Annotated in this window: 11 protein-coding genes and 1 riboswitch (1 of these 12 running past the window's edge); of the genes, 8 read left to right on the top strand and 3 right to left on the bottom strand. The window is 61.9% G+C overall.

The genetic code is table 11. The features are described 5' to 3' along the window. Together H6979_11205 and ppk1 are read left to right on the top strand one after the other, a co-directional pair. On the top strand, nucleotides 1–935 hold the 3' portion of the coding sequence (locus H6979_11205; protein ID MCP5140417.1) for a M23 family metallopeptidase. The gene continues 94 nt to the left of window position 1, outside the view; only the last 935 of its 1,029 coding nucleotides appear in the window; the start codon falls outside the window, past its left edge; the stop codon is at nucleotides 933–935. Between the two features lie 120 nt (nucleotides 936–1,055). Further along, on the top strand, nucleotides 1,056–3,134 hold the full coding sequence (gene ppk1 / locus H6979_11200) for a polyphosphate kinase 1 (GenBank protein ID MCP5140416.1): 2,079 nt from the start codon (nucleotides 1,056–1,058) through the stop codon (nucleotides 3,132–3,134). Between the two features lie 4 nt (nucleotides 3,135–3,138). Here ppk1 and H6979_11195 read toward each other — a convergent pair whose 3' ends face one another. Beyond that, the gene (locus H6979_11195) at nucleotides 3,139–4,644 is read right to left on the bottom strand and encodes a Ppx/GppA family phosphatase (protein MCP5140415.1); all 1,506 of its coding nucleotides are present in this window, start codon (nucleotides 4,642–4,644) and stop codon (nucleotides 3,139–3,141) included. Beyond that, a complete protein-coding gene (locus H6979_11190) occupies nucleotides 4,637–5,176 on the bottom strand; it encodes an RNA pyrophosphohydrolase (protein ID MCP5140414.1) in 540 nt (179 codons plus the stop codon). The genes H6979_11195 and H6979_11190 overlap by 8 nt, the downstream gene beginning before the upstream one ends. A gap of 123 nt (nucleotides 5,177–5,299) precedes the next feature. On the opposite strand from H6979_11190, the gene H6979_11185 reads away from it, so the two are divergent. Next, nucleotides 5,300–6,283, top strand: coding sequence for an iron ABC transporter permease (locus H6979_11185; protein ID MCP5140413.1), 984 nt, complete (start codon nucleotides 5,300–5,302; stop codon nucleotides 6,281–6,283). 18 nt (nucleotides 6,284–6,301) lie between these two features. On the opposite strand, the gene H6979_11180 is transcribed toward H6979_11185, so the two are convergent. Beyond that, entirely contained in the window at nucleotides 6,302–7,390 is a 1,089-nt protein-coding gene (locus H6979_11180; protein MCP5140412.1) for a prephenate dehydrogenase/arogenate dehydrogenase family protein, read from the bottom strand. 635 nt (nucleotides 7,391–8,025) lie between these two features. Here H6979_11180 and H6979_11175 point away from each other — a divergent pair. The 5 genes from H6979_11175 (at nucleotide 8,026) to ubiE (ending at nucleotide 13,390) form a co-directional block, all read left to right on the top strand. Beyond that, nucleotides 8,026–8,787, top strand: coding sequence for an ABC transporter ATP-binding protein (locus H6979_11175; protein MCP5140411.1), 762 nt, complete (start codon nucleotides 8,026–8,028; stop codon nucleotides 8,785–8,787). A gap of 44 nt (nucleotides 8,788–8,831) precedes the next feature. Then, a riboswitch (cobalamin riboswitch) is annotated at nucleotides 8,832–9,079 on the top strand. 181 nt (nucleotides 9,080–9,260) lie between these two features. Further along, nucleotides 9,261–11,198, top strand: a complete 1,938-nt coding sequence (locus H6979_11170) for a TonB-dependent receptor (GenBank protein ID MCP5140410.1) — start codon at nucleotides 9,261–9,263, stop codon at nucleotides 11,196–11,198. Nucleotides 11,199–11,252: 54 nt separating this feature from the next. After that, entirely contained in the window at nucleotides 11,253–11,804 is a 552-nt protein-coding gene (locus tag H6979_11165; GenBank protein ID MCP5140409.1) for a cob(I)yrinic acid a,c-diamide adenosyltransferase, read from the top strand. A 24-nt stretch (nucleotides 11,805–11,828) separates the two neighbouring features. After that, the gene (locus tag H6979_11160; GenBank protein ID MCP5140408.1) at nucleotides 11,829–12,620 is read left to right on the top strand and encodes an RNA methyltransferase; all 792 of its coding nucleotides are present in this window, start codon (nucleotides 11,829–11,831) and stop codon (nucleotides 12,618–12,620) included. Between the two features lie 32 nt (nucleotides 12,621–12,652). Then, nucleotides 12,653–13,390, top strand: coding sequence for a bifunctional demethylmenaquinone methyltransferase/2-methoxy-6-polyprenyl-1,4-benzoquinol methylase UbiE (ubiE, locus tag H6979_11155; protein ID MCP5140407.1), 738 nt, complete (start codon nucleotides 12,653–12,655; stop codon nucleotides 13,388–13,390). Nucleotides 13,391–13,402 lie beyond the last annotated feature (12 nt).

Genomic DNA, 13,402 nt, shown 5'->3' with positions numbered 1-13,402 from the left:
GCATTGACCAGACCTTTATCGTCCAGCGAAATGACAATGCCGCCGATCCTGAAGGCACTGCCCCGGTGTTTCGCGCCGAAATTGTCAATTTGCCGCTCGAACGCCGCGTCGTTACCGCTGGCGGCCGTATCTCGACCTCGCTCTTTGAGGCGGCAGCGGATGCCGGCCTTTCCGAAAGGGCAATCATGAAGCTGGCCGATATTTTTGCCTGGGATATCGACTTTGTTCGCGACATCAATACCGGCGACGAATTCACTCTCGTTTATGAGGAACTCTGGCGCAACGGAAAGAAGCTCGGTGAAGGCGACATTCTGGCAGCAGAGTTTACCAACCGCGGTGGACGCTTTACCGCCATCCGCTTCGAAGAAGCCGATGGTCGTGCTGCCTACTACTCGACCGATGGCAGGCCAATGCGGAAGGCTTTTGTGCGTGTCCCCGTCGCTTTTACGCGGATCAGCTCCAAGTTCAATCCCAACCGTCGGCATCCGATCCTGAATACGATTCGCGCTCACCAGGGTGTCGATTACGCGGCACCGACCGGGACGCCTGTGCATGCCTCAGGCGATGGCAAAGTAATCTTCCGCGGCTGGAAAAGCGGTTACGGCAATACGCTGATCCTGCAACATGGTGGAAACATAACCACCCTGTATGCGCATCTGTCCCGTTTTGCCAAGACCAGCGCCTACGGTTCGAAAGTGCGTCAGGGTGAGGTAATCGCCTACGTCGGTGCGACCGGCCTCGCGACCGCAGCGCATCTCCATTACGAATACCGCAAGAACGGCGTTCACCTGAACCCGCAAACGGTGATCCTGCCGCCGGCCGAGCCGTTACGTGGCGCTGAACTGATGGCATTTCAGACGACAGCGCAGCCGCTGCTCGCCCGCATCTCGACCCGCCAGACCGCTCTCGCTGCAAACCGTACAGCCACGCGCTAAGCCCTGCGAGGGGCATCTTCTGCCTCGCATTCCCCGGCAGCTTATGACAAATGTGAGCTGTGCAGCACCGCGGATTTTCCGCCCTGCTATAGTTTTGGCCGGATCTGCGGGTTGCCTCTTTTGGACACGCCAAACCTAAAACTGCCCGAGTACTTCATCAATCGGGAGCTCAGCGCGCTTGAATTCAATCAGCGCGTCCTGCACCAGGTTAAAGACCCGGCGACTCCGCTACTGGAGCGACTGAAGTTTCTCTGCATCGTTTCGACAAATCTCGACGAGTTCTTCGAGATTCGCGTCAGCGGTCTGCGACAACGCAAGGAGCTCGGGCTTCCGCCCCAGGGGCCGGACATGCTCAGTGCCGGCCAGGTGCTGAACGACATCAGTCAACGCGCCCATCAGCTTGTCGATGAACAGTACCGTCTGCTGAACCGGGAATTGATCCCGGCGCTGGAAACTGCCGGTATCCGTTTTGTACGCCGGACGCGATGGCGACCGGCACACCGCGAATGGCTGCGCAGCTATTTTCATCGGGAGATCGAACCGGTACTCAGCCCCATCTCCCTTGATCCGGCGCGGCCATTTCCCAAGATTCTCAACAAGAGCCTGAACTTTTTTGTCGGACTGAAGGGTGTCCACGCCTTTGGCCGCCCCTGCCAGCGCGCGATCGTGCAGGCGCCGCGATCCCTGCCGCGTTTGATCCGGCTTGATCCGTCGCTGCCGGATACCGGCACAAATGACTTCGTGTTCCTGTCTTCGGTAATTCATGCCTTTGTCGACGAACTCTTTGCGGGAATGGAAGTCCAGGGCTGCCATCAGTTCCGCGTAACCCGCAACAGCGACCTTTATGTCGAAAGCGAGGAGGTCGAGGACCTCATGCAGGTGGTCGAGGGCCAGTTGATTGCCACCCGTTACGGCGAAGCAGTACGCCTGGAAGTGGCGCACAACTGCCCCAAGGAACATGTGGACTTTCTGCTGGAGATGTTTGAACTCGACGAGCAGGACCTCTATCGCGTGGATGGTCCAGTCAACCTGAACCGGCTGGTAGCGGTCTACGCGATTCCCGGTCGCGATGACCTGAGGCATCCACCTTTCACTCCCGGACTGCAGAAAGCAATGCTGGCCGCGGACGATATCTTCGCCGCGATCAGCAATGGCGACATCCTGTTGCATCACCCCTACGAGTCATTTTCACCGGTAATCGACTTTTTTGCCCGCGCCTCGGAAGACCCCGATGTACACGCGATAAAGCTGACCCTTTACCGGACCGGTGCAGATTCGCCGATCGTGAACGCGCTGGTCAGGGCTGCCCAGGCCGGCAAGGAAGTAACCGTCAGCATCGAACTGAGGGCCCGCTTCGATGAAGCAGCAAATATTCTGCTCGCAAACCGGCTGCAGGAAGCCGGTGCCCATGTGGTTTACGGTGTGGTTGGTTACAAGACCCACTGCAAACTGGCGCTCGTCGTGCGCCGGGAAAACGGCCGGCTGAAACGCTACGTGCACCTCGGTACCGGTAACTACCACACGGCAACGGCACGCCTATATACCGACTACAGTCTGCTCTCTGCGGACGAAGCGCTGGCCCACGACGTTCATCATGTTTTCCTGCAGCTGACCAGCCTGACGAAGACACCACCCCTGCAGCGGCTTTACCAGGCACCGTTCAATCTGCATGAGCGCATCCTCCACCACATCGATACGGAGGTCCGCAACGTAGAGGCCGGCGGTGCGGGTCATATCATCGCCAAACTGAATGCGCTCGTTGAGCCAGAGGTGATTCAGGCGCTGTACCGGGCTTCATCTGCCGGGGTCATGGTCGACCTGGTCGTGCGCGGCATCTGCTGCCTGCGACCTGGCATACCGGGCATTTCAGACAACATCAGGGTACGGTCAATCGTCGGGCGGTTTCTGGAACATGCGCGTGTCTATTATTTTCACGCCAATGGCGACGAGAATCTCTTCTGTGCGAGTGCAGACTGGATGGACCGCAATTTCTTCCGGCGCATCGAGGTGTGCTTCCCCATTTCAGACGAAAGGCTGAAAGCGCGCATTCTGGCGGACCTGGATGCCAGCCTGTCAGACAATTGCCAGGCATGGGAGCTGCGTGGCGATGGCAGTTATCAACGCGCGAGGCCTTCGCCGGACGCCGAATTGCTCTCGGTACAGAACGAGCTGCTGACGCGGCTTGCAGACAAAGCCTGAGACCTCAGCCGCGGCGCCGGATCGTCAATTTGCAGTCGGCCCCGGCAAGAAATTCCCGCTCGCGCTCAAGGTCGGCGAGCGTCAGTGGATTGTTTGCCAGCCACCCTGCCGGCAACTGCAGATCCATGGATCGCCCATGCACCCGCAGACGCAGATCAGGCAGGGCAGTATCTGTCCGGCTGCGATGAAACAGCGCGGCCAGGCGCAGCAGCAAGGCCAGACGGAGCGCCGGGCGCTGCCAGGCCGGCGGCAGTTCCTGGAAACTTTCGCGCTCAAATCTGCGCCGGTGAGCAAGGACCAGGCGAGCGAGCACCCGCTGCTCCTCGCGCGGGAACCCCGGCATATCCGCATTCTCCAGCACATAGGCGCCGTGCCGATGATAGTGCGCGTGAGCGATATCGAGCCCCAGCTCATGCAGCTGTGCCGCCCAGCCCAGCAGCTGCTCATGCTCGCCGGCAAGATCCCAGTCATCGCAGACCTGCTGAAACAACAGCGAAGCCGTTGCGGCCACACGGCCCGCCTGCAAAGGATCCGCGTGGTAGCGCGCTGCCATCGCGCGCACGGTACGTACCCGTGAATCCTCGTCTGTAAGGCGACCGATCAGGTCATAGAGGATTCCTTCCCGCAGCGCTCCTTCAGCCACACTCATGCGCGGCAGCGCCATGGCGCGCATCACCTCGACCAGAATCGCAACGCCAGCCGGAAAGACCTCCGCACGTTCGGCTGACAGCTCGGGCAGGCGGATTTTTGACACCTGCCCGAATGCGATCATCTCCTCGATCAGGTACTCCAGGCCTTCAACGGTGATTCCCTGCGGCGCACGATCGAGCGCAGTCAGTACCGCATGCGCACTGCGAATGCTGCCGGAAGTGCCCGCGATCTGCGCCGGCTCAAAGCGACGAAACATCAGGCGGACCGGCTCCAGCTCCAGCCGTACCTGGATCCTGGCCTTTGCAAAGCACTTGGCAGAGAGACGTCCGTCCGGGAAAGCAGTTCGCCCAAGACTGACGCACCCGATGGCGAGACTTTCCATCGCTACGGGCTCGAGTCCCCTGCCGACAACGAGCTCCGTACTGCCGCCGCCGATATCCACCACAAACTTCAGACCATCGACGCGCGGCAGATTGTGGCTTGCACCGAGGTAGATCAGCCTGGCTTCCTCGATGCCGGCGATTATTTCCACGGGATGGCCGAGCGCCCTGGCTGCGTGCTGCAGGAAGCGGCCTGTGCCGCGGGCGTGGCGCAGGGTGTTGGTACCAACAACCCGCACCTTGTCCGCCTTTACCGCACGCAACCGCTCACCGAAACGCCGCAGACAGGCCAGAGCCACACTCTGGCTGGCCGCACTCAGACGCTGCCGCTCGTCCAGACCACCGCCCAGACGGACCATTTCCCGCAACCGGTCGATTATCGTCAGCTGCCCATGGTCAAAGCGGGCAAGCAGCATATGAAAGCTGTTTGAACCGAGATCAACGGCGGCAAGAACCTCGGAACCGCCGGGATCAGTCATTTTCCGCACCGCCCCAGCCGGGCTCCCACCAGTCTGGCCGGGGCGGCAAACCGGCCGGGAATACGAGAGGTCCGAGCTCATTCAGCGCCTGTGCGTAAACCCGTCTCTTGAAGAAAATGACTTCTCGCACCGGGTCCCAGAAATTCGTCCATCTCCAGCGATCGAATTCGGGCGTAGCGGTGGTATCGAAACGGAGGCCCGTCTCGGTCCCCGTCAATCTCAGCAGGTACCAGCGCTGTTTCTGGCCGATACACAGGGGATGGACATTCCTGCGTATGAACTGCTCGGGCAGCCTGTAGCGCAACCAGTCGCGCGTACAACCGAGCACATCGACATCATGCGGGCGCAGACCGATTTCTTCGTGGAGCTCGCGGAACATCGCCTGCTCGGCAGATTCACCGGACTTGATTCCGCCTTGGGGAAATTGCCACGCGTTCTGTCCGACTCGCCCGCCGATCAAGAGCAAGCCGCGCTTGTCGCAGACAATGATGCCGACGTTCGACCGAAATCCTTCTCCGTCAATCAGATCCACCGGCACCACCTGCAGCTGTGGCACGATTCTTCCACATGAGCGGCGACAGTGTCACGGCAGGGATATCCGTTCAAGTTACACTGCGGGCACTGCAGATCTCTCAACGACCTTTGCCGGATCATCATGCTGAAATCGGCACGTTTGCTATTGCTGACCCTGGGCGTACTCAGCATCGGGTCGCTGCTGCTTGCCCTGCTGGTTGGTAGCAGCGCGGCCGGACCAGACACTGTGCTGAGCTGGTGGTCAGGAACCACGGATTCCGAAGCGCTCGAGGTCCTGCTCCGTCTGCGCCTGCCGCGGGCACTCGCCGCCTTTGGTACCGGGGCGGCTCTTGCGGTGGCGGGCGCGCTCATGCAGGTCCTGCTGCGCAACCCGCTCGCCGATCCCTACGTGCTCGGCACTTCCAGCGGCGCAGCTGTGACCGCGCTGGGCGCGATGCTGCTCGGGGCATCCGGCCTGACAGTAGACGCCGCCGCCTTCGCCGGTGCGCTAGGCAGTACCTTGCTGGTATTCGGTCTGGCCCGCGGCACCGGCGCGTGGAACGGTAACCGGCTTCTGTTGACCGGTATCGTCGTCGCTGCGGGCTGGAGTGCCGTAGTCAGCCTGATGCTGGCCATAAGCCCCGATACGAAACTTCGCGGCATCATCTTCTGGCTGATGGGTGATTTCGCATTCGTCGAACAGCCAGGCTCGATCCTGATCGTGGCAGCCATCGGTGTTGCCGGCGGACTGTTGCTGGCCAGAACCCTGGACGTACTTGGCACCGGCGACAGCCAGGCGGCCCTGCTGGGCCTGGAGGTCAAACGTACGCGTTCGATCGTTTACGCACTGAGTTCGTTGCTGACCGCAGTAGCCGTCACGACCGCCGGCGTGGTCGGCTTTGTGGGACTGATCGTGCCGCATTTCATACGTCTGGCAGGCGGCACCAGCCATCGCAGCGTGATCCCCGCCTCTGCCCTCGCCGGCGGTACGCTGCTGGTAGTTGCCGACACGCTGGCCCGTACCGTACTCGCGCCTCAGCAACTTCCGGTCGGTGCGATTACCGCAGCAGTCGGCGTACCGGCATTCCTGTTCCTGCTCCGGCGCGACACCAGGGATCGCCGCTGAAGCGGCACCGACGGCACCCTAACGCCGGCTGGCGAGATAGTTTCGGCCCTGCTCCATCAGTTTGACGAACGCGGCTTCATCGCGATTGCGGATGATCGCCGCGATCCGGCCGACAGCCGCCTGCAGCTCCTCGATGACTGCCAGGCCGTAGGGATTCCGGGACTGGATCGAAAAATAGAGCTGCGGGCTTTCCTCGGCGACCCGCCCGGCAACCTCGAGTTGTGCGTCAAAGGTCGTGCTGGAGATGTCGGCAAGCTTCGGTACCGTTTCGCCACTGTCGGCGAGCGCAGTAAAGAAGGCGATATTCAGCGCATGGGACAAGCCGAGGACATAAGCCATCAGCCGGTCGTGCTCATCGATATCCATGCGGATCCGGGCAGCCATCGTGGGGGCAAAGAGCCGGGTCGCCTCAGTGGTCGCTTCGGGACAGCCGGAATCCAGAAAAAGCACATGACGGCCCGACAGGAGTTCGGTATCCGGACCAAACATTGGATGAATCGATGTGACCCTGCTGCCGGAGGCAGCAAGCTCTTTCAGCCTTTCGATGAACGGAGATTTCAGCGAACCGATATCGAAGATCAGGCCACTGCGTTTGCGCACACCGAGTTCATGGAGGATATCGGCCATGCAGTCGATCGGCGCAGAGACGACGGTGATCGCAAAGCTGTCCGGCGTGTCTCGCCAGTCCGGCACATGCTTGAACCCGACGAGAGGGCCAGCCGGATCGGCCACCGTGACATCGAATCCCTGGGAGTGCAGAAACTCGGCAAACCACCGGCCCATCTTGCCACTGCCGCCGATCACCAGCACCGGCTTGCCCGAACCCTGGCCTTCGGCACGCACACGCGCCTGCTCCTGGTTGGTCAGCGATGACCGGATCAGCAGACTGAACAGCGCCTCGGCAAGCCCTGCCGGCACCCCGAGCCCGATGGCTGACAACCTGGCCTTGTCCAACACCTGCTTCTCGCGCGCGAAGTCCCGGGTAGGCCGGCCTGAGGCCCGCTTCCAGGCGCCGATCTCGCCAGAGAGTCGCTGACGCTCGGCTACCAGTTCGAGAATCTGCCGGTCAATCGCCGACAGCTGATCACGCAGTTGCTCAAGGTCCATCGCCTGAAATCCGGGCTCTTTATGAAGGCGCAGAGCCTAACGGGTTCACTGACCGGAGAACAGGCAGACTGGCCTGCGGGCGTTGGAATTCTTTACACCTAGGCCGGCTGACGGAGCCACTAACTCGGTCTTCCAGCCCTTATTGCGAGGCCATGTCGGCCGACTCCTTTGGCCCCGAGCAGGTCGCACCAGCAAGAGTCCAGTGCACACAGTGACTTGCAGGAATGTCTGGGTACCCGTCCTGCAGCAATTATGTCGGGTTGTTTTACAAGCTGGCGCTTATTGATCTGAAATCAGGCCATGAAGTTTTGCTATCTGGCTGAACAGCTAGCCCTTTTCGGGTTACGGCACAGGACTTGCTGATTTATCCCAGCATGGTTTCAGTGATGTACGCGGGGCTCGAGATCTTTAACCAGACATCAGAGCCAGAAGACGCAAACAAGAAGAAGAACAAAAAACAATTAGAAGTAAATGCGGCAAGAAAATCAGAATAATAAAGCCACCACAGACTGACGTGCACATTGAGGCCTGATTCGCGACAACAACAAAAACCCGTATAAGCCCCGCTTCACGCGGGGTTTTTTTTTGCGTCATAGTCCCGCCTTGCCCGGCTCACAGATAGCGGTAGTACCGGAATGCTCAAGTGCGAACAGCTCAGCATCGTCATCGGCGGACGGGCCCTCGTCCGTGAACTTTCACTGGAACTGGGTAAAGGTGAGCTGATCGGCATGCTCGGCCCGAACGGCGTCGGCAAAACGCTGAGCCTGCACACGCTGGCCGGGCTGCTGCCACCGGCGACCGGCACCGTCCTGCTGGACGGCGAGGAAATGAGCCGCCTGAACCGTCGCCAGGTTGCTCGCCGGCTCGGCTTGCTGCTGCAGGATGACACCGAAAGTTTCCCGGCTACCGTCAGCGATACCGTGTTGATGGGTCGTCACCCGCATCTCGGTCCGCTGGCCGGTGAGTCGGCGACCGACTGCGCCCTCGCGGAGCGCGCCATGGCAGCGATGGACCTCAGCGGTTTTTGCCACCGCAGCGTTGCAACGCTGTCTGGCGGAGAGCGCCGGCGCGTGGCTATCGCGCGGCTGCTGACCCAGGATCCGGCCGTGATGCTGCTGGACGAGCCGGTCAACCACCTGGACCCCCGTCACCAGGTAGCGGCCCTGAAATACTTCAGGGAGCGGGCAAATAATGGTGCGGGCATCCTCATGAGCCTGCATGACTCTGCCCTGGCGATGCGCCATACGGACCGCGCCTTACTGCTTTATGCCGATGGCAGCTGGAAGCTGGGCAGCACGCCTGCGGTACTCACGGCCGCCAATCTGGAACGCCTCTTCAATACCCCGTACCAGCAGTTCGACAGCGCAAACGGCGCCTCGGTCCTGTTGCCGGACTGAGACCCCGGCTTCCGCTGATTGACCACCGGCGCTGCGGCGCTTATCGTGCGCACGTTCCTGCCGGTGCCCGAAGGTTTTCCAACCCGAGGGTTCAACGGGAAGTGCGGTGAGTCTGTCTGGACGATACCAGCAGACAAAGCCGCCGCTGCCCCCGCAACGGTAAGCGCAGGATCAGGGCGCATCACATCAGCCACTGTGCGATTTCGCATGGGAAGGCGATGCTCCCCGGAGATTCTGATACGGAATTTCCCCCGCGCGAGCCCGTATACCGGCCGGCAGGTGTCATCGGATCGTCAGGTCTCGGAGGGAGACTGCGTGACGGTACGAGCCCTGTCGGCTGCGCTTTCCGAGCGCTCTGCCTTGGCCTGTCCGTACGATGTCAGCAGTGGCAAGTGCCGCCGGCTGGCCTGTTCCTTCTGCTCCCTGACGTACACAGCAATCGCGCTCGGGTGTGAGCGCGCGGGGAGCTTTTTGTGCGTATTGTCAGCTTCGTTTCGTGCCTGCTTGCCGCCATCGCGGCCACTGCCGCCGCCAAAGCGGCAGACCGCATACCTGAAACCATCGTTGTTACCGCATCCCGCATACCGGTGCCGCTGTCGACGGTCGGCAGTTCCATCACGGTCATCGATCGCGAGCAGATCGAGCATCGCGAGTCGGCATTTGCCATCGACATGCTGCGCGATGTACCAGGCGTTGCGATCAGCCAGTCCGGGAGCATCGGCTCGCAGACACAGATCCGCATGCGCGGGGCCGAAGCAAACCAGATACTCGTGCTCATCGATGGCATCGAAGCCAATGATCCTGCCGGCAACGCGGAGTTTGCCTTTGAAAACCTCGGCACCTGGGATGTCGACCGTATCGAGGTGGTCCGCGGCGCACAAAGCGGGCTCTGGGGCAGCGATGCGCTCGCCGGGGTCATCAACGTCATCACGCGTCAGCCGGATGAAGAGTTGTCCGTCAGCGGCTTTGGCGAAGGCGGCGCATTCAATACATGGTCTGCCGGCACACGCATCAGTGGTGCGGTGCTCGGCGCGCGTGCCGGACTGTCCTTCTCCGCGGTTGACTCAGACGGGTCCAACAGTTCGCGTACCGGCAGCGAGGACGATGGCTACCGGAACAGGACCGCAAGCCTGTCCGTGGACGGCAGCCCTGCCGGAAATCTCGATCTGGAGTTCAACGGGCGATATTCGGACATCCACAAGGAATACGACAGCATCGACTACCTGACGGGACTACCGCATGACACCCTCGATGAGACCGATATGTCACTCGGCTACTTCGGTGCCAAGGGAACGCTCAGGCTTCGGGACGATCGCTGGATTCAGTCCCTGCGCACCGGATGGACACACAGCGATACGGACAACTCGAACGAGTTCGGCGCCAACGGCTCGACCAGCGCTGACCGATATGCGCTGTACTACCAGTCCACGTACCACTTCACGCCAGCCAGCCACGATTCCGCAGGCAACGCCCTCACGGTTGCCGTGGACCATGAGCGCGAAGAATTCAGCCAGCGTGGCACACCAACCGGGTGGGGCGATCCCAACCAGGACCAGAGCGAGCGCAACACGGCGCTCATTGCCGAGACTCTCTTCAGTCCGCTGCCACGGGTCTCCGTATCGCTGAGCGTCCGCCATGACGACAACAGCAGCTTCAAGAACATCAATACCTACCGCGCCACCGCGGCGTGGGCGATCGAGACGACCGGCACCCGCCTGCGCGCAACGATCGGCGAAGGCCAGAAGGCGCCGACTTTCATCGAGCGTTACGGCTATTTTCCCGGCCAGTTCAGCGGCAACCCGGATCTCAAACCGGAGCACTCCACGGCCTGGGAACTCGGCGTCGACCAGGCCTTTGCCAGCATCGCGGCAAGCGTGGGCTTCACCTGGTTTCACGCCAACCTGAGGGACGAAATTTACGGTTACGCCTTCGATCCGGAGAGCTTTCAGACCACGGCAACCAACCTGCCCGGCACCAGCAAGCGCCGTGGTGTCGAGATCACGGGGACGGCGCAGCTGTCAGCGGGCCTGAAAGTCTCGGCCACCTACACCTACACGGATGCGACGGAACCGGACGCGGTTACCGGCGCAGACATACGCGAGATCCGCCGCCCCCGACACGCCGGCAGTCTCGGTGCGGACTGGAATTCGCCGGACGGGCGCGTGGAACTGGATGCCAGGCTGAGCTATACCGGAAGCCGCAACGACGACTACTGGCCGCCCTCTTTCATCAAGGAAGTCGTCGAGCTAGGCGCCTACAAACTGGTCAGCTTCGCCGCGACATATCGTCTGAACGACGCGACCCGTATCTACGCCCGTATCGACAACCTGTTCGACACGTCCTATGAGGACGTGTACGGCTACAACACACCGGGTATCGGTGCGTACGCGGGGCTGCGCTTCGAGTTCTGAGGCTGGGAGGTCGCAGCGCATCCGGTTACACTCGGTCGCGCCAGAGGAGGCGCCATGGGCAACCGGCTGACCAAAATCTATACGCGCACGGGCGATGACGGCACAACCGGACTTGGCACGGGTGAGCGGGTCCGCAAGGACTGTGCCCGCGTCGAGGCCTATGGCACGGTCGATGAACTCAATAGCTGCATCGGCATCGTGCTGGCAAGCCCGGATCTGCCGGCCTCGGTCAGCGACAGCCTGCAAGCCATACAGCACCGGCTGTTCGATCTGGGCGGCGAGCTCGCCGTACCGGGCCGCAACGTGATCCTCGCCGCAGATACCACCGACCTCGAAATCCTGCTGGACACGCTCAACGCGGATCTGCCGCCACTGAAAGATTTCATACTGCCTGGCGGGACAGCCGCCGCCGCCAACTGCCATCTGGCGCGCGCAGTCTGTCGCAGGGCCGAACGGCGACTCCTGAGCCTGCAACAGGCGGAAGCCATCAATGCGGAAGCGCTGCGCTACCTGAACCGGCTGTCCGACCTGCTCTTCGTCATGTCGCGCGTGCTGTGCCGGACCAGCGGCGGCACGGAAGTCATCTGGAAGGCGCGCGGCAAATAGGCCCGCGCATGTCCTGAAGCCGGAATGACGACGATCACCTCAGCGGATAACCCGCGTTTCCGCGAACTTTTCAAACTCCGGCAGTCCGGCCGCGAGCGGCGCAAGTCGGGCCTCGCCCTGCTGGAAGGCGTGCATCTGGTCGAGGCCTGCCACCAGCATCGCGGACCGCCGGAACAGCTGATCATCAACGAAGACCGGCGCGGCGATGCTGAGATCGCCGCGCTGCTCGCCGCCCTCGCACCCATCGAGACCGTGACCTTCAGCGCGAAGCTGTTTGCCAGGCTGTCCTCCGTCGATACCCCCACGGGCATCCTCGCCGTCATCAGGGCGCCGACACGCAGCACGCCCCCCGCACAGCCTGGCCCCTGCGTGATCCTCGAAGACATCCAGGATCCTGGCAATCTCGGCTCGATACTGCGCTCGACGGCTGCTGCCGGCCTGCGCGAGGTGTATCTGTCGCGCGCCTGTGCCGATGTCTGGTCGCAGCGCGTGCTCAGGGCCGGCATGGGTGCTCACTTCCTGCTCGATATACATGACGGGGTTGAGATCCGCGAGCTGGTCGGCAGGTTTCCGGGACGCATCGTCGCAACCCACCTGCACGCACGGCAGTCCCTTTACGATACTGACCTGACCGGCACGATCGGCCTGGTGTTCGGCAACGAGGGGGCCGGGCTGTCGCGGGCAGTGCTCGATGCGGCGAAGGAGATCGTCGCCATCCCCATGCCAGGTGCCACTGAATCGCTGAATATCGCCGCAGCCGCTGCCGTATGCCTGTTCGAGCGCGTCCGGCAGGGTACGATACGCACCCGGGAATAAGGCCACAGGGACCGGGCCAGGAAGCGCGGCGCATGGAACAGACTCACTTCGGCTTTGAGACGGTCGCTACCGCCGAGAAATCGGGACGTGTGCGGGCCGTGTTCGACTCCGTCGCGCCGAAGTACGACATCATGAATGACCTGATGTCAGGCGGCCTGCACCGCTTGTGGAAGCATTTCACGCTGTGCCGCACCGGACTGAGGCCCGGCGACCGGGCACTCGACGTTGCCGGCGGTACCGGCGACCTGTCGGCCGGCATGGCGAAACAGGTGGGTCCGACCGGGCTCGTCCTGCATACGGATATCAATCACGAGATGCTCGAGGCGGGACGACGGCGACTGGTAGACCGCGGTATCGTCGGGAACACCCGTTCGCTGCAGGCCAATGCGGAGTGCCTGCCCTTTCGCGACGGGACTTTTCATTGCGTCACGATCGGCTTCGGCCTGCGCAACTGCACCGACAAGCCGGCTGCGCTGCGCTCCATGGCGCGTGTTACCCGTCCGGGCGGACGAGTCATGGTGCTCGAGTTCTCCAAAGCGCTGAAGGCACTCGAGCCACTTTATGACCTCTATTCCTTCAGGATCCTGCCAAAGCTCGGCGAACTGGTCGCGAAGGATGCAGCGAGCTACCGTTATCTGGCTGAATCCATCCGCATGCACCCGGACCAGGAAACGCTGCGCGACATGATGCTGGAAGCCGGTCTCGAGGACGTGCGCTACCACAACCTCAGTGGCGGCATCGTCGCCCTGCATATCGGTCACCGTTACTGAATCCGGCGCAGG

This window comes from Chromatiales bacterium (assembly GCA_024234935.1).
Lineage (GTDB): Bacteria > Pseudomonadota > Gammaproteobacteria > Steroidobacterales.
This window is presented reverse-complemented; position numbering and strand designations above follow the sequence as displayed.